Below are 25880 nucleotides of genomic sequence, written 5' to 3' on the forward strand. Positions count from 1 at the left end.
CTACTATGTTACAAAGCAACATCAAAGAAACACCAGTCAATGAGCAGCAAAGTAATGCTGCAATCTCTCAGTCTAGCTTTATCGATACGCGATCGAATAACCACACTGAATGGTATCCCATTGAGGTAGGAACAGAACGAGCAAATTTTATGGCTTGCGGCAACACTAATACGTTGTGTCATAGCAAAACACTATAATAAGGAGATTGCAACCTAAAAGTAAATTGCTAAAAATTGCAAAAATAAAGGACGCGACATACTATCGCGTCCTCAATGGAGGGAAGATATATGTTAGTTCATCGGCACGTTGGTAAGGTAGATTTCGCGGTCGATTCATCGCAACCTGTTGGGATTTGCTTAAAAAAATTTGAAACTAATAACTTAAAATTTATAAATGTTAATGATTTTATTGATTGGGCTTTAGCTGGATCGAGAATCCCTGCTACTCTTCAATGGGAGTTGCTTTCAGTCTGCAACTTTAAATGTCGCTTTTGTTATATGGTAGGACATACCGAACCTACGATATTCTCATCAGAGCGAGCTTTTGAACTTATTGATGAATTTGCGGATGCGGGGGTTGTTCAAGTCATATTAACAGGCGGAGAGTGCCTGATCCATCCAAGTTTTACAGCCATTTATGAAAAACTCCGCTTGGCAGGTATTATTGTATCTGTTTATTCTAATTTAGAAAAGCTAACAGCCGAGCAGATCGAAATATTTAAGCGTTATCCACCTTATGTGATTGAAGTTAGCATTTACGGTCACGATGAAGAGAGTTACGAAAGAGTCACTGGACGGCGATCTTTTAACCAGGTACTCCACAATATAGAGATTCTTCGGGACTATGGCTTTAATCTTCTTTGTAAAACTCCAATAACTACTCTGACCCAGAATTCTATTGAATGGATATATAACTGGTGTAAAACTCATAACCTGGAATATTTTGCATCTGCAAGTATTGACAATGGTCTTGACGGTGATGATTTATCGCACTTTTCCCTACAAGGAGCAGAATATTACTCAGCAGAAAAGTTTAGACTTCAGTTAGTTAAAGACCTAGTTTCCTCTACGAATTTAAAAGATATAAAATCTAGAGATACGTCCCTAGTTTTTAGCTGTGGAGCTGGTAAAGTAGGTGCTTACATTAACTACGATGCTACTCTTTCTCCATGTGCAGCAATTCGGGATCGGCGTTTTAATCTCATGCAACTTTCCTTCGCTGATGCTTGGCAACAGTTAGTTGGCAATATCCAATCACAGGAGAATTTAGTAATCAATGGATGTAATCCGAATTGTTCTGCAAGGTCAATATGTAAGATGTGTCCCGCAGTAGCTCTCCGTGATGAACAAGGAAATTATCGAGTTAATCCAGCTTATTGTGAACGAACAATTGCACTTGCTCAATTTCTTTCTGTAAGTTCCTAAATTGAAAATCAATTAAAGAAAGCAATAAGCAGCTTTTTTTGTTATTGATTTAACGATCGTTAATTAGGAGTACATGAATAAATGAATGATGCAAATTTTAAAGTATTGTATTTATGAATTCCCCCAGAAACTCAATCATTGAGGGTATATAGCAATCCTAGATTAGTTGGAAACAATAAGGGGATAGAATTTCAACCTAATTCTCAATGAGGTTAAATCTGATTTCGGTGGGTGGATTGCCATTTTCACGGGAATGACAAGTTAGATCGGTGGATTGAGGCTCTAAGATTTATAGGGGATATTGGTTATCAATAAATTTTACAACTCAAATAGGATGGCTATAGCATAAAAAAGGACACGGCACTGCCGTGTCCCTACGGTGGAAATGTTTTGAAAGTGCTTTGTTTTTGGGGACTGAAATTGGGTAGCATGGCAATTGCTAACCAATTTTCCAGGAAAGATTGAGGGTTAAGCGTTGAATTTGGTGCGGATGTCTTCGATACGTTTGCGATTGACGCCGAGGTCGGATTGACCTAAACGGGAGGCCGATCGCACCTGGATAATTCCGGCGTTTTCGTCTAAGTAGAATTCGACATCATCGACAAAACCCATGAGTTTGCTGGTGAATTCTGCATAGAGATAATGGGTTTCTGCTTGAATCATTTTGGCACTTTCGATAGAAGCGATGATGCTTTTGAGTTTTTCAAACGCTGCTTTGCCATCCCCTTGATAGGTTAAGGGTTCGATTTTATGCTGTTCGTCGCTGCTATTGCTAGAAACGCAGTTGGGAGAACTCGGACAGGTTCCGAGTTTGCCGTCTTTTACCCCTAAGTTGGTGGGGCGTTTGCCGGAAAATGAGAAGATGCTGGCGATAAACATGGGTTGAAAAGCGGTATCAGCAAGAACTGGGGGGGTGGGGGTCAAAAAAATGAGAGAAGATAGTACCAGAGAAAGCGCGATCGCGATCGCCTTCAATGAGGAAGGTTGCCGCATGGCCACATCGGTTGAGAATACACCAGTTATTCTACCGGGAAAGCTATCCCCGTGGCTCAATTGGGAGCGAGTTGTTTTTCGATCGCCTCATCGCCAACGGGATTACAACATCCTCACCGTGAGCACTTGGGGTGGGGTGGCGTCGGGAGGATAGCGGAAGTCGAGACGGAGCGATCGCACTTCGTTCGGCTTCAGATCTAGGGTAACCAAGGGATCGAGGAGTTGCCCGCGTCGGTGCCACAAATGCACGTAGCGCGTTATTTCCCGACCCTCGCCGTCGGCGGATCGCAGGCGGACGGTTCCTCGGAAAAAGGGGAAATCCCAGGGAGGCTGGCGGAAAATTAAACCATTTTGCGATAATCTTTCCTCTTTTTGCGGTGTTTCTAAGGCGATCGCTACGGTTTGCCCGCGATCGCTCCCATTGCGAATCGGGACGGTCAAATCATAATGCACCCCGTAATTCCCGTGGGATTCGTAGGCGGTATCGGGATAGCGAACCAATAATTTCGCCGCTTGCACTTGTCCGGTTCCCAAGGTTCCGGCCCGAACCGTACTCAAAACGTAAGAAACCCCCTCTTCCGATTGAGATAACGTGAGAAATTCGCTGCCTTCATCCACTAATCGCCCCTGCCATTTCGATCCTTGCTGCACCCCGGCGACGCGACTGTAAATTAACTGACCGCCCACTTGATCCGGCGGACTGGGGGTTTTGTCGCGGGGTTGGGCGACGCCGCCCGTATCGAGGAGTTGTTGCCATTCCGCTAAGGTCGGCGACCGATCGCCCCCGTCGGCACCTTGTTTAGCATACATCGCCAAAGTTGCCAAATATACTTTACCGTTACTCTTTAACTCCATAAACGTCGAACGACCGTTAATCGGTTTTTCTAACCCTTTGACCGGAATCGGATGATTCATTAACAGCCGACTTTCGCGGGGAGGAACGACCAGTTGGGCGGGAAAATCGGGCTGTCTGACCCCACGCAAAACATTATCGACCGCCCGAATTCCCGGACCGGAATAAACTTGGGCGTCGGGATTTTCACTCATCGGCGGTTTTTGCTGAAAAGGTGCTTCCGGTTCCATCAAATAACTTGCGGCGCGATCGATTTCTAAGGTGACGGGTTCGCTTCCGGGATTGTGAACGATCGCCCCGAGATAAAGCGTCTGTAAGTTCGGCGGAGTGTGAGTAAAATGGTGGGCAAAAAACTCGAATTTTCCCTCAAATGGAAAATTAAGATGGGCCTCTTTTACTTGCTTCCCAGTCGGCGGAAAGGTCGAGAGTAAAATCCCCTCTTTTTTAACCCATTCCGGACTGTTACTATTAAACATCGGGATCTTGTCGAGTTGACCGGGGAGCGATCGCACCGGATGCGGTCTGACGATGACCTCTGGTTCTTTCTGGGCAAGGAGTTGACCCGAATCGCGACTGCCTGGAGGCTGGCTGGACGTTGAAAAAGGATTTAAACCTCTCGATGGATTTTGGACGACCCAAATCCCGACCGTGCCGAACGTAGCGACGGCGAGAAAAGATAGGCAAAAGATCGGGATAACTTTCTGGTTCGGAACGGCCATAAAGGTAACTCGTTATAGGATCGGAAGAATTTAGTTTTATTCTGACATAAGTTTCACAATTGGAACGGTGGAGCGATTGCCGTTTCAACGCTTTTCTTGCCTCAATAGAGTTTGAAATGTTTTATCTTCTTTTCAAGACAGGCGATCGTCTGTAGGAGCGATCGATCGGTTTAAACAATAAGAGAGAACAATCAGAGAATAGACGTTAACCCCGATGCGATCGTCGCTGACTTCCGAAGTCCGTGGGTCGATTCGGTGTTTCCACAAGAACGACCGATAGAGTTTGGATCTTAGGAACTTGAGGAATGCTCTCCTGAAAAATGCTATAAATTAGGGTGAAAGGTTTTTTATTCTATTTTTAAACAGTTGGAGGAAAACATAGGATGACAGCAACTATGTTTTACAAACATACCCAAATCGGAAGCACGATTTTATGGGTTCTCTTGGCGGTTACCCTTTTGATGATCTTTATTTGGTCGATCGATCGCCAATCGGGGGCGATCGCGGGATTTACCGTTCTCGGTTTGTTAATTGTCGCTCTTGTTTTTGGAACCCTCACCGTTGAAGTCGATTCTCAGTATCTTCGCTGTTGGTTTGGTCCGGGTTGGATTCGCAAAGAATTTGCGATCGCACAGATTACAAATGCGATCGCCGTTCGCAATCACTGGTGGTACGGGTGGGGAATTCGCTACACGCCGCGTGGCTGGATGTTCAACGTTTCCGGACTCGATGCAGTAGAAATTACATTCACTTCCGGTCAGCATTTTCGCATCGGAACCGACGAACCGGAGGCGTTGGTTGCGGCAATTAGAGATCGGATCGCTTGAGTGAGGGGGTCCGTCATGCGGGGAGGTTGACCGCTTTGAGAACAAGGCTACCTCAATCTCAAATCTAAATTCTCAACCCTAAAATTGCTTCACGCTTCGACGGGATCGCCGACTTCTAGAAATTCGCGGGCGCCAAAAATTGCCTCGGGATGGCAATAATATTTAAACTCCAAAACGTTATAAAACGGATCTTCTAAAAAAAAGGTGCGATGCTCGACAGTAGACCCGGTAAAACGACGTTTCTCAGTTTCGCGAAAGTGTAATTTTTGAGTTTTTGCCCGTTCTAAAAGGGCTTCCCAATCCCTTTCATTTTGGAAGATAATGCCGTAGTGACGGGGGTAAATGGTTTTTTGGGGGTGGAGGGACTCCCGAGTGACGTGAGCGACCAATTGATGGCCGTAGAGATTGAGAATGACCGAGGATGGGGTTTCGCGTCCGACGTTGCAACCCAAACCTTCGGCATAAAATTGTTTAGTTTGAGCGATATCGCTCACGGGAAAGGCAAGATGAAAGATAACGTTATTCATAGGACGACTCGAACTGAACATGAATGCTTCGGAATTCTTATTTCATTATTCCTCGTTCTCGCCGTGGTTGGTAGCGGTGCCGTTGAATACGGTTTTGTTAGCGATCGCCTATGCCATTCCTAAAAAGCTGTTAACTCCCGCCGGGATGGTTCACGCCTGGATTTTGGGGATTGCGGTGTGGGGGATTCTCGACTGGCGCGGTTATGCGGTGGTGATGTTCTATTTCCTCGTCGGTTCGGCGGTGACCCGGGTGGGAATGGCCCAGAAAGAAGCGGCAGGAATTGCGGAAAAGCGATCGGGGGCTAGAGGGCCGGAAAATGTCTGGGGTTCGGCGCTGACGGGCATACTCTGTGCTTTTGGCGTGTTGGCACTGCAGTTACTGGCGCCCTCGGCGCAGGGGGCGATCGCCTTGTTACTGCTCGCTTACGTGGCCAGTTTCAGCACGAAGCTCTCGGATACGGTGGCGAGTGAAGTGGGTAAAGTCTACGGTCGGCGCACCTTTTTGATTACGACGTTAAAACCCGTGGCGCCGGGAACGGAAGGGGCCGTCAGTTTAGAAGGAACCTTGGCGGGAATAGGCGGATCGATCGCGATCGCCGTCCTCGGCTGGGCTGTGAATTTAATCGACGGCACCGGGGTGTTATTTTGCGTTATGGCTGCGTTTATCGCGACGAATGCGGAAAGCGCGATCGGGGCGACGGTTCAGGGCAAGGTGGACTGGATGACCAATGAAGTCGTCAACGGCATCAATACCGCCATTGGGGCGAGTTCGGCGATCGCCCTGGCGATCGCGTGGCAGAGTTTGCGCCCGCTTTTGAGTTAACCCGAATCCGAATCAGCCCACGGAAATCAAATCACTCTTGCATGAAACCTTATCAAAAAATACCGATTCGAGACTGTGGCGAACCCCTCGTTCCGATTCCGCGCGATCGCCTCGCGGTGGTTTCCCCCCATCCCTACCAACAACTCGGGGCGCCTTACGGCGATCGCTCCCCCTTTTTCGTCCGCGAAGGCGTTCTCGCCGCCCTTTTGGAAGCCCAAAGCCAGTTAGAGCGCGATCGCCCCGGTTGGCGGATTCAGATTTTCGATGCCTACCGCCCGATCGCCGTCCAGCAGTTTATGGTCGATTACAGTTTCGCCCAACTGGCGCGATCGCGCGGATTGGACGGGCGATCGCTCGACGAACAACAGCGTCAAGCCCTCCTCGCCGAAGTCTATCAATTCTGGGCGCTGCCGAACCGCGACCCAGCGACCCCGCCGCCCCACAGTACCGGGGGCGCCGTCGATGTCACCTTGCTCGACCCGATCGGCGATCCGGCAGATATGGGATCGCCGATTGACGAAATTTCGCCGCGTTCCTATCCCCATCACTTCGCCGACAGCGACGATCCCCTCGAACGGGACTACCACGCCAACCGCGAACACCTGCACGCCATCTTGCACGAGGTGGGATTCTGCCGCCATCCGAACGAGTGGTGGCACTTCTGCCTCGGGGATCAAATGTGGGCGTGGTTGCGCGATCTTTCAGTCGCGCGCTACGGTGGGGTCGATTAAGTCCACCCGCCAAATGTGACCGAAGCGATGCACTGCTTTTAATTCATAGCGCGGTTCCGCCTGGAGGCGATCGAAAAGCGCTTGTGACGGGCGAAATAAAAAGATCTCCCCTTCGCGATCGATCGCCTTCGGGATTTCCCCCTCCGCCGCTAACATATAGCGGGTGCGAGACCCGAGGAGATAGCTGAGGGAAACGAGGCGACTGACTCGCGCTTGGGAACTGACGACGAGAGGATTTGGGGAGCGATTGACGATCGCCGCCACCTCGGCATTGTAATAACAACTGTACTTATTCCACCAGGTTTGGGCTTGGGAACTGACCGCACAAGAAAGCACCCCCGCCGTCAAGACCAGGGCCAATAGTCCGCGCCAGAAATACCGCCAAGGGGGGGGCGAACCTTGGAGACGACGGGCGAATAAATAGGCTAAGGCGATCTGGATCGATACGTAGGAGGGGAATAGATAGCGGGCGACCCCCGATCGCTGTCCGCCGGAGAAGAGATCCGGTAACATCAGGGTCAAACCGGGAACGGCGATCGCGATCGCGATAAAGCCCCAGGTCTGTTGCGGCGTTTCGCGGACGACCCGATAAAGGGCGTAAATCACTAACATCGTCACCGCCGGAATTGCATAAATCGCCGGATTGGCAAAATTTAAGGCCGCATCCCGTCCGAGTTCGACATCGAAGAGCCGTTGTTGGGTGCCGATTTGAACGTCTAAAATCAACGAAGATAGGTTAATAAACCAACGGCGAACTAATGCCAAGGTCGGAATGTTGCGACCCAACCAACTCCCGACCCGACTGGAGTTGAGAAAGTAAATGATGCCCCAGGGAATCAGGGGGATTCCTCCGGCGATCGCCGCGATTAAATAGGGTTTGAGATGAGTTGTCAACCACTGTTTAGAAAAGAATTTAGAGAAGAATAAAACATAAATTCCATGAGCGAAAATTACTAAAATAGAAATTAAATGGGAGTAAAGGGCGACGATGACTGTCAGAGTGTAAAGCGCCCAGTTTTTCCAGTGAGGCTGTCGCAACGATCGCAACAGGGCGGCACTGGAAATTAAGGTAGTAACGACAAATAAACTATATTGGCGGGCTTCTTGGGCGTAGAGAACCTGCAGGGGAGAAACGGCGAGCAGGGCGATCGCGATCGCGCCGACGGGGGGCGATCGAAACAGTTCCCAACAGAGCCAATAAATAGCGGGAAAGGCGAACAGACTAATCAGTGCGGCCAGAGACCGGGTGACCGTGGGGGAGCTGCCAAAGATCTCCATCCACAGCCGACAGAATAAATAGTAAATGGGGGTATGTTCGGCGTTCCCGGCTAAGGCTTCTACCGTATCGCCCCAGCCTCGTTCGGGGGAGAGGGTTTGGAATTGATGGAGGGTGTCCCGGGTGATAATTTGGTTCGTGGGGGCGCGATCGACGAATTCCGTTTTTTGATAGCCGACGACCCGGACGGAGGTGTGGATTTCGTCAATCCAATAAACTTTTTTATCTAAATTGTAAAACCGAAAAAAAATACCGATCGCGACAGTTAAAGCGATGAAGAATAAGAGGGATTTGTGATAGTATCCTTGCAGTTTCATGTCAGGTCGAGGAGCGAGGCTGTCGGAGAGAGTCGGGGAGTGGGGCGGTTAAAAAGAGGCGACCGATGGTTAGCGGGGGGCTGCAAGGCGATCGAAATACCAGTTTAAAACGGGAAATAAGAGGCTGTGCAAGCGGTTGAGCCAGGTCATTTCGAGACCGGGAGCGATCGCGAACTGCTGGCGGTCTACCCCGCGTAAAATGGCGGCGGCGACCGCTTCGGCGGACCAAGTTCGAGCGGTGGCGGTAATCCGTCGAGTTTCGGGGGGTTTGGTTTTCATTTCCTCAGCCAGTTGGGGCGTATCCGTATCGGGAGGATAGACGACGGAGACGGAGACCCCGGTGCCGCGCAATTCGGGGCGTAAGGATTCCGCCAAACCGCGAACCGCGAATTTGCTCGGCGCGTAAGCAGTGTAACCGTAAATGCCGATCAGTCCGGCGCCGGAGGAGACGAACACCAGATGACCGCGACCGCGATCGCGCATGGAGGGCAAGACGGCGCGGGCGGTGTAGAGACTGCCGAAATAATTGACCGAGATCGCGCGCTCGAACGCTTCCGGGGGCAACTCGTGAAAATAGCCCGGGCGGGCGATTCCGGCGGAAGCGACGGCCAGATCCGGCGGACCGAGGGCGGCGATCGCCTCCAAAACCGCTCGGTCGAGGGCGGCGCGATCGCTGACATCGACGGCAAAGGTGCGGATCTGTTGCGTGGCGTCGGTGCGGACCGCTTCGAGTGCGGCCCGGGCGGCGGCGAGTTTGGCGCGATCGCGAGCCAGCAGGGACACGCTGGCGCCGCGACCGACCAACAAGCGGGCGACGTTCAAGCCGATACCGCTCGATCCTCCTGTAATCAACCCGTGAAAATGGACACCCTCTGCCATCACCCGTGACCGTTCAACTCGGGCAAGATCGTTTCCTGTTTGAGTTTGGCCAATTCTTCGGCAACGATCGCCACCGTTTCGCGAATTTGCGCTTCCGTGTGGGTGCAACTGATAAAAAAGCGCAGCCGTGCGGCATTATGGGGTACGGCTGGATAAAACATCGGCCCGACATTAATCCCGCGATGGAACAGCACTTGAGACAGTTTCACCGACATCAACGAATTGCCCACCACAATCGGTACGACGGAAGAATTTTCGCTCGTTCCCGTATCCAGACCGCGATCGCGCGCCAACTTCCGAAACAAAGTAGCGCGATCGTGCAGGCGCCCCACCCGGTGCGGTTCCTCCCGCAAGACCCGAATTGACGCCAACGCGGCGGCAGTATTCGGCGGCGACATCCCCACACTGTAGACAAATCCGGGAGCCGTGTATTTGAGATATTTCACCACCGCCTTACACCCGGCGATGTAGCCGCCACAACTGGCAAACGACTTGCTCAGGGTTCCCATCCACAAGTCCACATCCTGGGGGTCGATGCCAAAATACTCGCCAATACCGCGACCGTGAGTTCCCAGCACGCCGATCGAGTGAGCTTCATCGACCATCAGGAAAGCTTTGTGGCGTTTTTTGACGGCGACGAACTCCGGCAAGTTGGGGATATCGCCATCGGCACTATAAACCCCTTCGATCGCGATCAGCACCCGTCTGAACTGGTGGCGGCGCTGCTGCAAGAGGGTATCGAGGGCCTGCCAGTCGTTGTGGGGAAAAGCGATAATTCTGGCGCCGGAGAGTTCGCACCCTTGCAAGATACTGTTATGACTGAGAGCGTCGTGAACGATTAAATCCCCTTCGCCGAACAGGTGGGCGATCGTCGTGACGTTGGTGGCATGACCGCCGACGTAGACGATACAATCGTCAACGCCGATAAACTCGGCGAGTTCTCTTTCTAATTCGAGATGGATGACCCGTTCTCCCGAGGCGACGCGACTGGCGGAAGCGGAAGTTCCGTAGCGGTCGATCGCCGCTTTCGTCGCCTCAGACACTGCCGGATCGCCGCACATCCCCAAATAGTTATAAGAGGAATAGTTGATCAGTTCGCGTCCGTCAATGGTCGTGGTATCGTTGGCGATCCGTTCGTGAACGCTAAAAAAAGGGCTTCCCAGACCCAGAGCTTCGATTTGCAAGAGCTGCTGGCTGAGTTTCTGATATTCGGGAAAGCGATCGAAACGGTAATAGTCCGGGGAAATCTCGTCCGAAGGGGTGGGACTCGTCGGCGAACCGTTGGGGAGGGCTTCGACGTGCAGTTCGCCGAGGCTGTGGGGATTGTCGATTTCGTTGGCGAGATGGGTAGCGAGAGCTTCGATATTGGGATAGTCCCATAACAAGGTTGGGGACAGCCTGCGTCCGAGGAAGCTTTCTAAATCGCCGGACAGGTTAATGGCTTCGAGGGAGTTGAGGTTGTAATCGGTCAGGGGTTTGTGGACGTCGATGCGATCGGCGCTCAACTCCAGTCGGCGAGCCAGTTGTTCGACCAACCAAGATTCGATGACTCGGGCATTTGCACCAGACTGGGCGGGGTTGACGGGCCGATCCGACTCTGGGGAAACGGTGCGAGGGAGTTGGCTGTCTTCCTGACTCCAGAGCTGATTCAAGAGATTCATGTTTTAGTTCTCCATCCAATTAAACTCAAAATCACTCAGTTTCAGGGGTGGCACTGCGTGAGGAGTTATTCTAACGCTTAGTGGTTTTTGCCTTTTGCCGTCTGGGAACGTTTGCGGTTCCGATTTGACGGGTTTTGAAAGGCATCGAATCGTCCGTTGACGTCCGTTCGGTCGCCACCTTTACTGTCGATCGCCCCGTCCCCGAAGGGTTGAGGCTCATTTTGCCATGAAGCGACCGAAGTCGTCAGCATCATCGATCTCGATTGGGAAACAAATTAATGGGGGACATGAAATACATTTTTAGCACGTTCAAGCTAGGTTGCGGCTCGGAAAGGCGCGATCGCAACTCCATTAAATCCCCGAGAGAATGTCCTTTTCACTGTTTGATTTTGCCCGGACGCGATCGAAGGGCAACCCAAAGGTCGATGCAGAAACTGATGTTTTTGATTTTAGAGATTTTGTTGTTTCTAGCCGTTCCATCGGCAATTTCCCCCCCGAATCTCGATGGCGGAAAAGATCTTTGAAGCCTTGGAGATCGACGGGTCGGACCTCGGGGGAGAGGGGGCGCGAGGGAATGTTGACCGTCAAGGGGCGATCGCCTCCAAACTGCCCGCGAGAAACTCGGCCCGACAAGCGTGACGCTGGATTTTACCGCTTGAGGTTTTCGGAATCGAGCCGACTTTGAGCAATTCGACTGTATAAACGGGCAAGTCGAACTCTCGGGCGATCGCCCGTTGGATGGCTTGAATGACTTCTTTAGCGATCTCGGTTCCGGGTTCGTCGGTGGCGACGGTGGAGGTGGCTTGACGTTGCAGTTGGTGGTAGCGGCGTTCGACTTCGGCGACGACGACCAAGCGTTCCTCGCCGTCGGCGTCGATGGAAAAGGCGGCGCAACAACTGGGTCGGATTAGCGGGTGAACCCGTTCGACCAGCCGTTCGATATCTTGCGGGTAGTGATTGCGTCCGTTGACGATAATCAGGTCTTTGAGTCGTCCGGTGACGAACACTTCGCCGTGGCGATCGACAAAACCCAGATCTCCCGTGCGTAAAAACGGCCCTTCCCCGGTATCGGCGAAATACGCCTCGAAGCTGTCCCGGGTGGCTTCTGGGTTGTTCCAATAGCCGGAGGCGACACTCGGACCGCGCACCCAAATTTCGCCGATTTCGCCCTCGGCGCAGGGGGTCAGGGTTTCTGGATGGGCGATCGCCACGATTTGATCGGTCAAGGTGCGACCGCAACCGACCAGGGTGCGGGTTCCCGGGCGATCGCCTCGGGTCGGAACCACCCGGTTTTGTTCTAAGGCTGCCGCGTCCACGGTTTGACAGACCGGATGCCCCTGTTTGTCGCCGCCGGAAATCATCAAGGTCGCTTCTGCCATGCCGTAACACGGATAGAAGGTTTCGCGGCGGAAACCGCACGGGGCAAAGGTTTTACTGAAACGATCCAGGGTGTCGGCGGCGACGGGTTCGGCGCCGTTAAAGGCAATTTCCCAACAGCTCAAATCGAGGTGTTCTAACTGTTCCGGGGCGATTTTGCGGGCGCAAAAGTCGTAGGCGAAATTGGGGCCGCCACTGGTATTGGCCCGATAACGCGAGATCGCGTTCAACCAGCGCCAGGGGTTTTGTAAAAACATCAACGGCGACATCAAGATCGTCGGACATCCGGTATAGAGCGGTTGCAAGATGCCGCCGATCAAGCCCATATCGTGGTAGGGAGGCAGCCAAAACAGGCCGATGGTCCGTTCCGAGAGCCCCGCCGCCTGCTGGATGCGCTCTAAGTTCGCCAGCAGGTTGCCGTGTCCGATGCGGACGCCTTTGGGGGTGGCGGTAGACCCGGAGGTGTATTGGAGAAAGGCGAGACTGTCGCCGTCGAGGTCGGGGGTTTGCCAGTCGTGCGATCGCGCCAATTGGAGGAGATCGCTGGCAATCCAGTGCAGACAGTCGAGTTCCGGCGCGCGGTCTACTCGGCGTTCGATATTGCTTAAAATCGGCGAAACCGTTAAGGCGACCGAAGCTTGGGCGTTTTCCGCGATCGCCTGCAAGCGGTACAGGGAACGATTCGGACGGGGAGGATAAGCCGGAACCGCGACGACTCCGGCGTACAGACAGCCGAAAAAGGCGGCGATGTAGTCGAGTCCGGGCGGGTAGAGGAGTAAGGCCCGTTCTCCCGGATCGAGTTTACCCTGCACTTCGGCGGCGATCGCCCGGGCGACCCGATCTAATTGGGCGTAAGTCAGGGAAAGACTCTCGTTTTCACCATCGACGAGGAAGGTATAAGCGGTTCGGTCGGCTTGGTGGACGGCCCGGTAGCGAAGCAGGTCAACTAAGGTCTCGAAGGTCTGGGTACAGTCTGAATAAGTCATCAAAAAATAGCAGATGCGCGTTAATGGTTTGACGCCCGTTTCGATCGCACGATCCGTTCGCGTAGCGACGCCGGAGGCGTATCGCAGCTCGTCAGAATCTTGATGAGGCGAGTCCGCACGCGAACTTCCCGGCATCAAAGCTTTTTTGACGTCGGAGCCTCCCGGAGATCTCTTCGATTCCCGTTATCGAATGGCGATGTTCTCTAAAACAGATCGGCAGAGCAATGTTCACGAATTTAACTCTTAATTGTAACTCGAATTTTTAAACCCGCTAAGCGAAAATCTAAAGAGAGAGTTGCAAACATTTTTTTGAAAGTTTTGGAAAGTTTTGAAATGGGCGGCGATCGCCGCGAAGCGATCCCTACTGCCAGCGCACTCGAAACCAAGGGCGATCCTCTCCCCGCTTGGCCCCCGCTTCGGCAAGCCATTCGACGGGCTGGTAAGTTCGGAAAACCCGATCCCACAGATCGAGACCCAAACCGAAATTATGATGCCATTGATTGTAACGATGATGTACGTAATGGACGGGCATTTTCATCCAGAAACACCGAGTGGGATTTTCGTGTTGTAACTGATGGGCAAAGGCGGCAAAGATGCCATAACAAAAGGTTCCGCAAAACCAAGTGATGCCCACTCCCCAAGAATATAAAAAGAGCGGCACCATCAAGATTAAACCGCCCTTAAAATAATCGATAAATTCTCCTAAAACTCCTTGTGCTTCGTTGCGGCGGTGATGTTCCGCGTGAAACTGGCACAATTTGGGATATTGGTGCATGAGTCGGTGCATCCAATATTCGACCAAACTGGCGAACATAAATGCCAGTAAAAACCAGGCGACAAGTTCGGCAACCTCGCTGAAGGCGACCATGTAACCTCCTGAAAAATGGCTATTTAATAAAGATATTGATTAACTCAGGCTCACCGCTAGATAAAACTTACCCAAACTTCCCCATCAAGTCTGAAAGCTTGATGAACAATGCATTTGAGTCGATTTTACTTCCTGTTTCTACCAAGGGAGTCGGTGAGTCAGTGCGGTCTTGGGGTCTCCCCAAGTAGAGCAACTGACGAACCCGTAGGGCTCACTCTTGTCCACAGGCGTTAATTTGGCCGTAGCTCGACCTATTTTTTCCAGATTTTTGGCTGCGTTTAAATCTCTGTCTATTTTGAGATGACAATGGTCGCAACCAAACAGTCTTTCTGATAAGAGTAATGAGTCTTTAATTCTTCCACAATTAGAACAGGTTTTACTAGACGGATAAAATCTGTCTACGATTATTAGTTGTGACCCATACAATTGGCTCTTATATTCCATCTGCCGTCGAAATTCATAAAATCCCATATCGGCGATAGATTTAGCTAGTTTATGATTGGCCATCATTCCCAATACATTTAAGTCCTCTATCACATTGACTGCGTGGTTTTTGCATAATTGTGAAGTCAACTTATGTAACGTATCTTTTCTGAGATTGGCGATTTTTCGATGGATTTTCTGGACTTGAAGCTGGGCTTTTTTTCGATTGGCAGAGCCGAGACTTTTTCGGTTAACTTGTCTTTGGAGTCTAGCTAGTTTATTTGAGTGCTTTTTATATGCTTTTATTCTTTCTATACTTACTCCCGTTGATAAGGTGGCAAGCGCTTTGATCCCCAAATCTATCCCCAGTACATCTGTTTTCTTCTCGGTGGGGGTCACGTTGACATCTATTTTAAGCGAAATAAACCAGCGATCTGCCTCTCGACTAATCGTCACATTTTTGGGTTGATAATTCCCCGATAATCTTTCATAAGTTTTCAGAATTCCAATGACAGGAACCTGAATTTTATTTTCAGATAATATTTTTATGGTTCCATCTAGAGTAAAGCTGTCTTGTCTGCCTTTTTTCTTAAATTTAGGTCTGGATTTCTTTTTTCTAAAGCAATCTTGCCACGCCTGAGCGAGATGTCTTAAAGCGTACTGAGGGGAACATTTGGAAACTTCATAGTACCAGGGATTTTCTGGCTTGACCAATTGATTTAACCATTTGTGCAGGTCAATTGCTGTGGGAAATTTGATTTTTTCATCGGGACTACAATCGGCATTATGTGATAAAATCCCTAAACACAACCCGTGACCCCAATTATACGCATGACGCGCCACTCCCGCATGACGAGCGAGTTTTTGTTGTTGGGTAAGATTAATTTTAAGTTGTGTTTTAAACCCTAATAACATGGATTTAAATGTTCTACGCTACCAATGTCGCCTACCTCGAGCCGATTTTACCACCACTGATGACTTGATTGACAATTCAGTTTCTAGAAATATTGGTCAATGCTCCGGGAATTTCTCACGGTTTGAGTAAGATTGGGTAAGTTTTCGGCTTCTGTAGTTAACCCTAGCATATCGATCGCGCGATCGCATCGCCCTATAAGGCGATCGAAACTTGGCAATCCCCAAGCAAAATTTGCTACCGGAACCCATCGCGCGATCTTCACTCTCTGGGAATTCTCGCTAACTATTCGAGCGCGCCAACCATTGCAAAATTTCCGTGCGATCGGCTTCAAAGTCTTGCCATTCCGCCACGACAGGTAACGTCCCCGCCAAAAAGCGATCGCGGCAAACGTGACGCTGCACTTTGCCACTCGATGTCTTCGGCGTGCTTCCCGGCTTGACCAACACCACCGCCGAGGGTTGGATTTCGTGTTGTTTGAGAATCGCGATGCGGATGGCGCCGATGACTTCCTCCGGATCGAGGCGCCGCAGGGCCGTGCGTTCCACTTCGTTAATCACCACGAGATGATCCTCGCCGCCGCGATCGAGACTAAAGGCGGCGCCGCCATTGAGACGCAAGACCGGATGACTCTGTTGCATGGTCAACTCGATATTTTGCGGGTAGTGATTGCGTCCCCAAACGATCATCATATTTTTGAGCCGGCCCGTGACGAACAGTTCGCCATCGTCGAGAAAGCCGAAATCCCCGGTACGTAAAAACGGGCCTTCTCCCGTATCGGCGAGGTACGCATTGAAAGTACGATCGCTCTGTTCCGGTTGGTTCCAGTAGCCGCGACCGACTCCGTCCCCCGCGACCCAAATCTCGCCGACGCGATCGCGATCGCAACGCTGCAAGGTGTCCGGATCGACGATCGCGATCTCCTGTCCCAACCAGGTGCGCCCGCAACCGACCACCGCCCGCCCTTGGGGGTTCGAGGGATCTGTCGGGACGACGCGACGTTCGTCGAGGGCGGCGCCGTCTACATACCGCACGATCGGCGCTTCCGACTTCAAACCTCCCGACGCTAATAAGGTCGTTTCCGCCATCCCGTAACAGGGATAAAACGCTTCGCGGCGGAACCCGCACTCTGCAAATGCCTCGGTGAAGCGACCGAGGGTTTCGGCCCGCACGGGTTCGGCGCCGCTAAAAGCGACCTGCCAACAGCTCAAATCCAGTTGCTGTTTCTGTTCTTCGGTAACCGAACGGATGCACAAATCGTAAGCAAAATTGGGACCGCCACTGGTGGTGGCCCGGTAGCGCGAAATCGCCTGCAACCAGTGGAACGGTTTTTGCAAGAAGGTCATCGGCGACATCAACACGACGGGAAATCCACCGTAAACGGGTTGAATGACGCCGCCAATCAAGCCCATATCGTGATATTGAGGCAACCAAATCACCCCGCGACTATCGCCGTTATGGTCGAAGCCGCGATAAATCGCTTCGGAATTGTGGAGAATGTTGCGGTGAGTGACCATCACCCCTTTCGGCGTTCCCGTAGACCCGGAGGTGTACTGTAAAAACGCCAAGGTATCGGCGCCGACCTCGGGAGGGTGCCACTGGCGAGCGGTATCGGTGGAGAGGGTATCGGTGGCGATCCAGTGAATGGACGCCAGGGGAGAATCTTTCGGCAAATTCCCTCGAATCAAATCGAGGAGGGCTTGGGTCGTCAGGGCGATCGTCGTTTCCGAGGAGGTGACCCGCGCTTCAAAGCCTTCGAGGGATTGGTTGGGACGGGGCGGATAGGTCGTCACGGCGACGATTCCGGCATACAGGCAGCCGAAAAAGGCGGGAACGAATTCCAAACCGTCTGAAAAGGGATAAAGCAGTAAAGCGCGAGAACCGGGGGGGACTTTTTCTTGTAAGGCGACGGCGATCGCCCGCGCGCGATCGTCGAGTTGGGCGTAAGTCAGATGTCCCGATTCCGTTTCGCTATCCGCGAGAAAGATGTAGCCTGTTTGCTCGCTTTGTCGTTGCGCGCGATCGCGTAGTAACTCGATTAATGTCGAAAACTGCTGCAAGGTTTCCCACCACTCCGTTAAACCGCATGATATTCTAGCCCGTTGTTGCAATCTAGAGCAACGCTGGAAGCAAATAGGGAGTCGGGTTCAAGGCAAGAGGTAAAGGGGGTCACTCAGGTATTTGAACAAAAGCATTACCCTCTCAAGCTAAAATCTAAAATTCCTAAATCTAAAATCTAAAATCTAAAATGAATCAAGATATCTTTGCTCGGTTAGCCCTCCAACAAATCCCTAAAATTTTAACCTTGTGCGATCGCAATCCCCACAGTCCGACCTATGGCTGTTTCGATCGCACCTTCTGGCATTATAAAGTGGTCGATTTCCCCAGTGGAATGTCTCAAGAATTCGTCTGGCCCCTGGCGCTGGCTTACCACAGCGCGATCGCGGACAATCCATTTTACCATCAAGAAAACCTGCGTGAATGGGTCGAAGCAGGCATCATTTACGCGGCGCGTAGCGCTCATGCCGATGGGTCTTGCGATGACTATTTCCCTTACGAACGTGCGGCGGGGGCTGCCGCCTTTTCTCTGCTCGCTTGCGTCGAAAGTTATCAATTATTCGATCTAGATCACTACGAAGTTCTCAAGTTTTTTGAACGGCGCGCGAATTGGTTGGCAGACCATCACGAAAGCGGACAACTCACGAACCATCAAGCCTTAATTGTTTTATGTTTGGAACGAGTTGGCGCGTTGTTACAAACTGACCGATGGGATCGCGCTCAAGCTAAACGGCTGGAACGGGTGTTCTCCTGGCAAAACGAGGAAGGTTGGTTTCAAGAATATGAAGGCTGCGATCCGGGCTATCACACCCTGACGATTTCTTGTTTGGCCCAAGTTTATCAAAGTAGACCGGACGATCGCCTCAAACAGGTTTTAGAAAAGGCGATCGAATTAGCGGCTCAATTCGTCCATCCCGACGGATCTTATGGCGGCGAATATACCAGCCGCAATACTTATAATTTCTTCCCCCACGGTTTTGAAGTTATGGGGCGAGAAATGCCTGTTGGGTTGCAAATTAACGATCGCTTTTTAGAAGGGCTAGACCGGGGGTTGAGTCCGTGTTATGGGGACGATCGCATCCTCGGACATCATACCTGGAATTATTTACTAGCTTGGCGCGATTTCGTCCCGGAACGTCCCGAATCTCTCCGTCCGAAAGCGGGTCGCGTCTGGTTAAAACAAGCGCAATTATTAATCGATCGCCGGATTACTCGGGGTGAAGGGGTGCAAGATGCGACCTCGGCGGGCGATCGCCCGACCCCCGATGTCGAGCTTTATTTAGCTATGAATAAAGGGGGAGTGTTTAAACTTTTTAGAAATGGGACATTACTGTTTTCCGATACGCAGTTTTCTGTCAAAGTATTAAAAGGTAAAAAGTTTAAAAATGCCGTCGGTCATTTAGTCGATGACTACGAGGTAGAAGTTCGCGAAGATGAAATCTTGATTCAAGGAAAGTTGGGCTGGGCAAAACAGCAACAAATGACGCCATTTAAGGCGATCGTTTTGCGGTTGGTTATGTTAAGTTTCGGTCGTTTTTTTCCGAATTTAATTCGGCGAATTTTACAAAAAATGTTGATTACGGGGAAAAATAAAGCTCCGTTTGACTTTATCCGTCGTTTGCGTTGGAACGGTCGGCAGTGGCAAATTGTCGATGAATTGATTGCGAATTCTTGGGACGGGGTTAAAGCGGTGGGAATTGGTGCCGATCAAACTTCAATTTATGTGGTGATGAGTCGCACGTTTCAACCCGGACAATTACAGCCGTGGTTGGATTTGAGCGATCGCGTTCAATCCCTTTCTCCGGGGGATGTGTTGCGAGTAGAACGGCGGTTTTAATGAATGAGTTTATAGGATTTATGAGTCAGTATTCGGTTGATGTATTCCCGTTTTCATGGAAATGAAATATAGTCATTTCAAATAACCCTTTTCTGTCATTGTCGGAGATAGCGATTGCCGGATCCCCGATCGGGAGCGACCTAGGCGACTCTGACCCTATTTTTGAGTTTCTATTCGGAAAATCCGTCGCGATCGCCAACCCGGTAAGAGTTCTAGAATTCAGTCAAGACAAGGGTTGTCCTAGAGTTACAGAAGAGGGATAATAGCTTACGAACGAGTCACAGGTCGCTTTTGCCAAGCAAAGTAAAAGAAAAATTGTACGGTATTTGGATGGGTTCGATCGATGTAGTTAAAATAAGAAGCATACTAAAGCTGACAAGCCCGGGGAAAAGTTCAGAACGCGCCGCCTCGCCTCAGTCAAATTAGAGAGAACCACCCCGGAGACAGGAACAACCCGATCTACACTGCAAAAAACTGAACGACCCAGTGCCAGATGGAATGGTAGATGAAGCCCAAAGCGTTCGATAGCATGGCTTTGACCTGGATTCCCGTACTCAGCTCTTGGGGAGTTCCTTGGGGGATGATACGAGCGATCGGTTCTACCCAGCCCATTTCGTCGCTGATTCCGGCTACAATACGTCAGTATTTTATATTTTATACTCGCATCGTCGCCACGGCTTTCTCTTTATCTCACATCAGCATGGCTGTCAGTCATGCGGTTTCTCGCTATTTTCTCTTGAGTGCAGAATGTAAGCTTAATAATAAATTCGTCAATTTGTGGATCTCGTTCCTGGGAGAATGACTATATATTAAATTTGACTGCTTTTTGATTCGATCGACTTCCAAAGCCCGTCAAAATCTGTTAAAACAACTACAAACCAAGGCATTGAAATACAGACTGCTTTTCTTTTGTGGTTTTCCCCCTACACGACGGCGAGGAATCTGAGATGACCCCCTCTAAAGATGATGGTAATGCTAACGGCGATCGCAATCTGTTTGAGGATTCTAAATCGCTCGAAGATTGGTGTTTTGACGAACAATTACTTGAAAAAACTCTAGCGGCTTACAGTAATGCGATCGCCGAACGCAATTTAATGGCTCGGCAACTGCGCGAAACCCTCAAACAGCTCTCCGAGCTCAAATTTGCGTTAGAACGAGCCGCTAAAATCTCGGTTGGAGATCGCCACAGTATTATTAATTTTTTGCGCGAGCAGTTTGGTCGAAAGTATCGCGCGGGTTCGGTCGATCGAACAACAGTCCACCCACCTCACGATCTCCGGGCGATCGAATCGGTATTAGCGCCTATCGTGCAGGCGATCGAGCGTGGAAAGGTCTGGCAAGGAACTATCGAGTTAGCATGGGGGGAAAATCAAATCGCTCGCTATTACACCACGGTGGTTCCCTTTTCGAGAGAACCGGGACAACCGGATCAATTTTTGGCCTTACAGGTCAATCTAATGGAGGGGGTCAGACTCGAATAAGGAGGGGTTTTGATGGGTGGATCGAACTCTAGAAATCACCAGAGGTTAGATCTTCGAGACGGGGGAAAAGCTCAAGACGGTGGGGAGGATCGTCCCTCATCCGAGATCGAGATCGACTCGTTTGGAGCGCTCGGCGATCGCATTTCCAGTGGCGAATATAGACATTGGTTTTCTCATTCGATCGGGGGACAATTCGGGATCGTCTTCAAGTGGGAACGAGCAGAAGTAGGGGGGCTTGAAGTGATTTTTCTCAAGATAGGATCCACAACATTAAAGCTGCAACGGTTAACGTTACGATTTGCAGGGCAATCGTTTGAGCCAACCAACGGAACGGCTTCCAAGTATATTCCATGAATTTGATCTCCTCAACACCTCTAGTCCTCTAGACGATCGTTCTCGCATCGATGCTCCCGGGATCTGTGCGATCTTGCACCCCCTAGAACGGTGATTTTGCTCACCCAAAACCTCGATCTCGATCGCCAAAAATGGGGATCGCTGGCATTGAAAAAGCGCCGATGCACCAACCTCACTCCAATGGAAGCGATCGCGTGCGCGGCGATGGAAGATCGGCGATCGCTACCGCAGAAATCTAAAAGTTGTCTAAAGTTGCGAAAGGAACTGGGAAAGTGGCGGGGCGATCGCCGGGAGGATCTCACCCCTCAAACGACAGATCCACGCCGACCTCTTGCGCCCAGACTTGCCATTGCTCGCTCATGGCCGCTACCCGTTCGGGGTAATCTGCCGCTAAGTTATTCATCTCCGTGCGATCGCGCTCTAAATCGTACAATTCCCAAGTTTCCGTCTCTTTCTCATAAACTGCTTTCCATTGGCCTTGGCGGATGGCACGATTGTTGTGGTGTTCCCAATACAGGGTTTCGTGGTCTTCGTTCCGTTGACCGAGGAATGAGGGGACTAAACTTTTACCATCTAAAGGCAGTAGCGGGCGATCGTCCCAATTTTCTGGATACTCGACCCCCGCCAACTCCAAACAAGTCGGCATGATATCGATAACATGTCCCACGCGATCGTTACGACTCCCCGGCGCGATCGTCCCCGGCCACCAGGCGATCAAAGGCGTGGCGGTTCCGCCTTCATAAACTGAAATTTTATAACGTCGAAAGGGCGTATTGCTGACATTCCCCCAACCGATCCCATAACTCATGTAGGTTTGACCGGAACCGGGCATCAAATCTAACTGATTATCTGGCAAAATTTCGGCACTGGCGCCGTTATCCGATAAAAACAAGACCAGGGTCTCGCGATCGCGCCCCAATTGCCTCAGTGCCTCCAACATTTGGCCGATCCCGCGATCCATAGCTTCAATTTGGGCGGCATACACTGCCATCCGCATATCTTCCCAGGCTTTATTTTCCACAGTTTCCCAGGGTGGAACTCGTTCGTCCCGTGCTGATAGAGACCACCGAGCATCGATCGCCCCGCGCGCGATCGCCTGTCGGTACCGACGAGTTCTCACTGCGTCCCACCCTTGCAAGTATTTGCCAATATATTTTTTCGTTTCGGCAGGCAAAGCGTGCAAAGGCCAGTGGGGAGCAGTATAAGCGACATACAAGAAAAACGGGTCAGATTTTTGACCATATTCTTGCAACATAGCCACCGCATTTTCGCTAATGGCATCGGTCAGATAAAAACTATCGGGAAATTCAAGGAGTTGGGTATGATTGCGAGCGACTACGCGACCCCGGGTTCTGCCTGCTTGTAGGAGATTGGGGTTGAAGTAATGACTCGCCCCGCCAATTAAGCCGTAATACTGCTCGAAACCGCGATCGAGGGGCCAGTGGGGACGCTCTTCGCCGACGTGCCACTTTCCCGACATTAACGTCTGATATCCGGCACGTTGTAAAGCTTCGGCAACGGTCAAGCAACGATCGTTCAAATATCCTTGGTAGGCAGGAGAATCGGGTTTACCGGAAAGATTAGTTAACGTTCCCATGCCCGCACGATGGGGGTACAGACCCGTTAACAGGGACGCTCGCGATGGAGAGCAGCGCGCGCAATTATAAAATTGAGTAAACTTCATTCCTTCTCGGGCGAGGCGATCGAGATGGGGGGTTTCAATTTCGCTGCCATACGGCCCGATATCGGAAAATCCGAGATCGTCGGCCATAATTACGATAATATTGGGGCGATCGAGGGCGAGAGAATCGCCCTTACTTAAAGCATTTAAGCTGACGATCGCCCCCATCGTACCGAACGACCGTTGCAGAAATTGGCGGCGAGAAAACACGAAAACTAACCCCAAAAAACAACGACAGCCGCTCCTATCTTACGAGAAAGGGCGGCGCGTCTGTATTCCTCTTAAAAATCGGGATGACTGGATTCGAACCAGCGGCCCCTTCGTCCCGAACGAAGTGCGCTACCAAGCTGCGCTACATCCCGATGCGCGGTTTTTTTCCTTAACCAGTCTAGAGTATAACATCATCTTTGGCTAGGATGTAAAGAGTGTCACTTAAATTTTTCATGGCAAGCGTGAGTGTAAAGCCTGATTGGTTGCGGGTCAAAGCCCCTCAGTGGGAGCGCGTCGGCAATGTCAAAGAAATTCTGCGCGACCTCGGACTCAATACGGTCTGCGAGGAAGCGTCCTGTCCCAATATTGGCGAATGCTTCCATAACGGGACGGCTACCTTCCTGATTATGGGTCCGGCTTGTACCCGGGCTTGTCCGTATTGCGATATCGACTTCGACAAAACGCCGCGATCGCTCGACCCGGAAGAACCCGCGAACTTGGCGGAGGCGGTGCGTCGGATGCGGCTCAATCACGTGGTCGTCACCTCGGTCAACCGCGACGACCTGCCCGATGGGGGAGCGACGCAATTCGCGCGCTGCATCGAGGCGATCCGCGCCGCTTCCCCGGGAACGACGATCGAAGTGTTGATTCCCGATTTATGTGGCAACTGGGACGCTTTAGAAACGATTCTCAAGGCAGGTCCGGAAGTCCTCAACCACAATACCGAAACCGTCGAACGGCTCTATCGCCGGGTACGTCCCCAAGGGAATTACGAGCGGTCTCTAGAACTGCTGCGTCGATCTCGGGCGATCGCCCCGTGGGTGTACACCAAATCCGGCATCATGCTCGGTTTGGGGGAAACCGAAGCCGAAATTCGCCAAGTGATGGCCGATTTGCGCCGGGTCGATTGCGATATTTTGACGATGGGTCAGTACCTGCAACCGACGCCGAAACACCTGCCGATCGCCGAATGGGTCGCGCCGGAAACCTTTGAGCAGTGGCAAACCCTCGGCGAATCGATGGGCTTCTTGCAAGTGGTCGCCTCGCCGTTGACCCGCAGTTCCTATCACGCCGAGCAGGTGCGCGCCCTCATGGAACGTTACCCCCGTTCCCGATCGTGAGCGCCACCGATCGCGAAGCCGGGGCGATCGCGCCGACCCGCCTCGCCGTCATCGGCGCCGGGATGTGGGGTTCGACGTTAGGACAATTAGCCGCCCACAACGGCCATCACGTGAGCCTCTGGTCCCGTCTCGGCGATCGCTCCCTCGCCGAGACGGTCGCCGATGCGGAAATTCTCCTGTCCGCCGTCTCCATGAAAGGGGTGCGTCCCGTCGCTTCCCAAATCCGCGACTTGCCGATCCGCCCCGATGCCATTCTCGTGACGGCGACCAAAGGCTTGGATCCCGAAACCACCTGCACCCCTTCGACGATCTGGGAAGACGCCGTCGGCGATCGCCCGGTGGTGGTCCTCGCCGGACCGAACCTCTCCAAAGAAATCCAACAAGGGTTACCCGCCGCTACCGTGGTCGCCAGTACGGATTTTGCAGCCGCCGAACGGGTGCAAGGGATTTTCTCCTCGATGGATTTTCGGGTCTATACCAATCGCGACCCCCTCGGCGTCGAACTCGGCGGCACCCTCAAAAACGTGATGGCGATCGCCGCCGGAGTTTGCGACGGGTTACAACTGGGCACCAACGCCAAAGCCGCCTTACTCACCCGAGGACTGGCAGAAATGATTCGGATCGGCAGCGATTGGGGCGCCCAGGTCGAAACCTTTTACGGATTGTCCGGACTCGGCGACCTCTTGGCGACGTGCAATTCTCCCCTCAGTCGCAACTACCAAGTGGGGTATCAATTGGCGCGCGATCGCCGCCTGCCGGAAATTTTGGCCGATCTCGAAGGGACTGCCGAAGGCGTCAACACCACCGCCGTCTTACTCGATCGCGCCCGCCGCCGGGACATTTCGATGCCGATTTCCTACCAAGTCGGTCTGCTCCTCGACGGTAGCATCACCCCCAAAGCCGCCCTCGAAGCGTTAATGGGTCGCGAGAGCAAACCGGAATAGCACTTGAGCCGACCCGCGCCGTCCGCCTCGACGGGGCGACGATCGCCGTCCCTCGCCCCGTCTTTAATGTTTTTAATATTTTCCAACTGGAAAAGTGCCACCCGTTCGACGGGGGATCCCGGTAACTTTGCCCCCTTCGGATCCCCGCGATCGCCCCTAAAAACTCCCGGTTCTAAATTCTTCCGGGAAAGGTTTACAACCCCTTGAATCATTGGATTTGGTCAACGATCTCGAACCGATGACACAGGTGATGTAAATTAATTTCCCCCTTGACCGAAGTCACTCTTAAATCGGAAAGGGCTTCTTATACTAGCATGTAGGGGTCGGCCAGTCCTTTCATGGAAAACCAACCGCTTGCTTGATGTCTGTGGCTCTTCGCCGGGGTAGTGCCAGAGAGAAAACAACCGCGCAGCAACCGAGACCGACTCGGGGGTTTGCTCGCCGAATCCTTTCTCTAGGGTTCCTTCGGAGTTGAGAACACCCATAAAGTTAGGTCAATTCGCTGGAAGAACGCATCGTTCCGATATCGAATGTTTCCCCTGGGGGAATACTAACCGACAGGCAGCGATCGATCCCAAAATTCCGATCCCCTGGAAC

At 51.7% G+C, this 25880-nt stretch carries 21 protein-coding genes and 1 tRNA gene; 8 read left to right on the plus strand and 14 right to left on the minus strand.

Features of this window, described 5'->3' with window-relative positions:
* Positions 1–287 precede the first annotated feature (287 nt).
* Positions 288–1424: a radical SAM protein gene (locus JJD41_RS17515; RefSeq protein ID WP_200668799.1), complete on the plus strand. Its 1137-nt coding sequence runs from the start codon at positions 288–290 to the stop codon at positions 1422–1424.
* A gap of 468 nt (positions 1425–1892) precedes the next feature.
* Here JJD41_RS17515 and JJD41_RS17520 read toward each other — a convergent pair whose 3' ends face one another.
* Entirely contained in the window at positions 1893–2417 is a 525-nt protein-coding gene (locus JJD41_RS17520; protein WP_200668800.1) for a DUF1499 domain-containing protein, read from the minus strand.
* A gap of 102 nt (positions 2418–2519) precedes the next feature.
* Positions 2520–3989, minus strand: a complete 1470-nt coding sequence (locus JJD41_RS17525) for a DUF3370 domain-containing protein (RefSeq protein ID WP_200668801.1) — start codon at positions 3987–3989, stop codon at positions 2520–2522.
* Between the two features lie 383 nt (positions 3990–4372).
* Between JJD41_RS17525 and JJD41_RS17530 the strand changes: the two genes are divergently transcribed.
* Positions 4373–4816: a hypothetical protein gene (locus JJD41_RS17530; protein ID WP_200668802.1), complete on the plus strand. Its 444-nt coding sequence runs from the start codon at positions 4373–4375 to the stop codon at positions 4814–4816.
* 89 nt (positions 4817–4905) lie between these two features.
* On the opposite strand, the gene JJD41_RS17535 is transcribed toward JJD41_RS17530, so the two are convergent.
* Positions 4906–5343: a VOC family protein gene (locus JJD41_RS17535; RefSeq protein WP_200668803.1), complete on the minus strand. Its 438-nt coding sequence runs from the start codon at positions 5341–5343 to the stop codon at positions 4906–4908.
* 19 nt (positions 5344–5362) lie between these two features.
* On the opposite strand from JJD41_RS17535, the gene JJD41_RS17540 reads away from it, so the two are divergent.
* The gene (locus JJD41_RS17540; RefSeq protein WP_200668804.1) at positions 5363–6166 is read left to right on the plus strand and encodes a TIGR00297 family protein; all 804 of its coding nucleotides are present in this window, start codon (positions 5363–5365) and stop codon (positions 6164–6166) included.
* 41 nt (positions 6167–6207) lie between these two features.
* Positions 6208–6897, plus strand: a complete 690-nt coding sequence (locus tag JJD41_RS17545) for a M15 family metallopeptidase (RefSeq protein WP_200668805.1) — start codon at positions 6208–6210, stop codon at positions 6895–6897.
* Here JJD41_RS17545 and JJD41_RS17550 read toward each other — a convergent pair.
* The 8 genes from JJD41_RS17550 to JJD41_RS17585 form a co-directional block, all read right to left on the minus strand.
* The gene (locus tag JJD41_RS17550) at positions 6868–8490 is read right to left on the minus strand and encodes a glycosyltransferase family 39 protein (protein WP_200668806.1); all 1623 of its coding nucleotides are present in this window, start codon (positions 8488–8490) and stop codon (positions 6868–6870) included. The two genes, JJD41_RS17545 and JJD41_RS17550, sit on opposite strands and share 30 nt — an antisense overlap.
* A gap of 69 nt (positions 8491–8559) precedes the next feature.
* Positions 8560–9369, minus strand: coding sequence for an SDR family oxidoreductase (locus tag JJD41_RS17555; protein WP_200668807.1), 810 nt, complete (start codon positions 9367–9369; stop codon positions 8560–8562).
* Positions 9369–11030, minus strand: coding sequence for an aminotransferase class I/II-fold pyridoxal phosphate-dependent enzyme (locus JJD41_RS17560; protein ID WP_200668808.1), 1662 nt, complete (start codon positions 11028–11030; stop codon positions 9369–9371). Before JJD41_RS17560 ends, JJD41_RS17555 begins: the two co-directional genes overlap by 1 nt.
* 77 nt (positions 11031–11107) lie before the next feature.
* Positions 11108–11281: a hypothetical protein gene (locus tag JJD41_RS17565; protein WP_200668809.1), complete on the minus strand. Its 174-nt coding sequence runs from the start codon at positions 11279–11281 to the stop codon at positions 11108–11110.
* Positions 11282–11614: 333 nt separating this feature from the next.
* Complete coding sequence (locus tag JJD41_RS17570) at positions 11615–13393, minus strand: fatty acyl-AMP ligase (RefSeq protein ID WP_200668810.1); 1779 nt, start codon at positions 13391–13393, stop codon at positions 11615–11617.
* A gap of 361 nt (positions 13394–13754) precedes the next feature.
* Positions 13755–14261: a sterol desaturase family protein gene (locus JJD41_RS17575; protein WP_200668811.1), complete on the minus strand. Its 507-nt coding sequence runs from the start codon at positions 14259–14261 to the stop codon at positions 13755–13757.
* Positions 14262–14399: 138 nt separating this feature from the next.
* Positions 14400–15599: an RNA-guided endonuclease InsQ/TnpB family protein gene (locus JJD41_RS17580; protein ID WP_234488891.1), complete on the minus strand. Its 1200-nt coding sequence runs from the start codon at positions 15597–15599 to the stop codon at positions 14400–14402.
* A gap of 279 nt (positions 15600–15878) precedes the next feature.
* The gene (locus JJD41_RS17585; RefSeq protein WP_200668812.1) at positions 15879–17657 is read right to left on the minus strand and encodes a fatty acyl-AMP ligase; all 1779 of its coding nucleotides are present in this window, start codon (positions 17655–17657) and stop codon (positions 15879–15881) included.
* Positions 17658–17845: 188 nt separating this feature from the next.
* Between JJD41_RS17585 and JJD41_RS17590 the strand changes: the two genes are divergently transcribed.
* Positions 17846–19492, plus strand: coding sequence for a hypothetical protein (locus JJD41_RS17590; protein ID WP_200668813.1), 1647 nt, complete (start codon positions 17846–17848; stop codon positions 19490–19492).
* A 459-nt stretch (positions 19493–19951) separates the two neighbouring features.
* Here JJD41_RS17590 and JJD41_RS25770 read toward each other — a convergent pair whose 3' ends face one another.
* Positions 19952–20104 (minus strand): hypothetical protein, encoded by a 153-nt coding sequence (locus tag JJD41_RS25770; protein WP_200668814.1) that lies wholly within the window; start codon positions 20102–20104, stop codon positions 19952–19954.
* A gap of 335 nt (positions 20105–20439) precedes the next feature.
* On the opposite strand from JJD41_RS25770, the gene JJD41_RS17600 reads away from it, so the two are divergent.
* Positions 20440–20973 (plus strand): hypothetical protein, encoded by a 534-nt coding sequence (locus JJD41_RS17600; RefSeq protein WP_200668815.1) that lies wholly within the window; start codon positions 20440–20442, stop codon positions 20971–20973.
* Positions 20974–21625: 652 nt separating this feature from the next.
* Here JJD41_RS17600 and JJD41_RS17605 read toward each other — a convergent pair.
* Together JJD41_RS17605 and JJD41_RS17610 are read right to left on the minus strand one after the other, a co-directional pair.
* Complete coding sequence (locus JJD41_RS17605; RefSeq protein WP_200668816.1) at positions 21626–23218, minus strand: arylsulfatase; 1593 nt, start codon at positions 23216–23218, stop codon at positions 21626–21628.
* 78 nt (positions 23219–23296) lie between these two features.
* Positions 23297–23370: transfer RNA gene (locus JJD41_RS17610), tRNA-Pro, on the minus strand.
* Positions 23371–23460: 90 nt separating this feature from the next.
* Between JJD41_RS17610 and lipA the strand changes: the two genes are divergently transcribed.
* Complete coding sequence (lipA, locus tag JJD41_RS17615) at positions 23461–24339, plus strand: lipoyl synthase (protein WP_200668817.1); 879 nt, start codon at positions 23461–23463, stop codon at positions 24337–24339.
* Entirely contained in the window at positions 24336–25283 is a 948-nt protein-coding gene (locus JJD41_RS17620) for an NAD(P)H-dependent glycerol-3-phosphate dehydrogenase (protein WP_370583873.1), read from the plus strand. The genes lipA and JJD41_RS17620 overlap by 4 nt, the downstream gene beginning before the upstream one ends.
* The last annotated feature ends 597 nt before the right edge of the window (positions 25284–25880 follow it).

Origin of the sequence: Oxynema mangrovii CENA135, assembly GCF_016632315.1 — a bacterium.
Lineage (GTDB): Bacteria > Cyanobacteriota > Cyanobacteriia > Cyanobacteriales > Laspinemataceae > Oxynema > Oxynema aestuarii.

Bases quoted from the DNA above. Each gene is read 5' to 3' on its own strand.
- JJD41_RS17570 (WP_200668810.1), bottom strand. From the start codon at position 13,393: ATGACTTATTCAGACTGTACCCAGACCTTCGAGACCTTAGTTGACCTG.
- JJD41_RS17520 (WP_200668800.1), bottom strand. From the start codon at position 2,417: ATGCGGCAACCTTCCTCATTGAAGGCGATCGCGATCGCGCTTTCTCTG.
- JJD41_RS17600 (WP_200668815.1), top strand. From the start codon at position 20,440: ATGACCCCCTCTAAAGATGATGGTAATGCTAACGGCGATCGCAATCTG.
- JJD41_RS17560 (WP_200668808.1), bottom strand. From the start codon at position 11,030: ATGAATCTCTTGAATCAGCTCTGGAGTCAGGAAGACAGCCAACTCCCT.
- JJD41_RS17540 (WP_200668804.1), top strand. From the start codon at position 5,363: ATGAATGCTTCGGAATTCTTATTTCATTATTCCTCGTTCTCGCCGTGG.
- JJD41_RS17555 (WP_200668807.1), bottom strand. From the start codon at position 9,369: ATGGCAGAGGGTGTCCATTTTCACGGGTTGATTACAGGAGGATCGAGC.
- JJD41_RS17565 (WP_200668809.1), bottom strand. From the start codon at position 11,281: ATGCTGACGACTTCGGTCGCTTCATGGCAAAATGAGCCTCAACCCTTC.
- JJD41_RS17545 (WP_200668805.1), top strand. From the start codon at position 6,208: ATGAAACCTTATCAAAAAATACCGATTCGAGACTGTGGCGAACCCCTC.
- JJD41_RS17525 (WP_200668801.1), bottom strand. From the start codon at position 3,989: ATGGCCGTTCCGAACCAGAAAGTTATCCCGATCTTTTGCCTATCTTTT.
- JJD41_RS17530 (WP_200668802.1), top strand. From the start codon at position 4,373: ATGACAGCAACTATGTTTTACAAACATACCCAAATCGGAAGCACGATT.
- JJD41_RS17535 (WP_200668803.1), bottom strand. From the start codon at position 5,343: ATGAATAACGTTATCTTTCATCTTGCCTTTCCCGTGAGCGATATCGCT.
- JJD41_RS17515 (WP_200668799.1), top strand. From the start codon at position 288: ATGTTAGTTCATCGGCACGTTGGTAAGGTAGATTTCGCGGTCGATTCA.
- JJD41_RS17550 (WP_200668806.1), bottom strand. From the start codon at position 8,490: ATGAAACTGCAAGGATACTATCACAAATCCCTCTTATTCTTCATCGCT.
- JJD41_RS17580 (WP_234488891.1), bottom strand. From the start codon at position 15,599: ATGTTATTAGGGTTTAAAACACAACTTAAAATTAATCTTACCCAACAA.
- JJD41_RS25770 (WP_200668814.1), bottom strand. From the start codon at position 20,104: ATGGGCTGGGTAGAACCGATCGCTCGTATCATCCCCCAAGGAACTCCC.
- JJD41_RS17575 (WP_200668811.1), bottom strand. From the start codon at position 14,261: ATGGTCGCCTTCAGCGAGGTTGCCGAACTTGTCGCCTGGTTTTTACTG.
- JJD41_RS17590 (WP_200668813.1), top strand. From the start codon at position 17,846: ATGAATCAAGATATCTTTGCTCGGTTAGCCCTCCAACAAATCCCTAAA.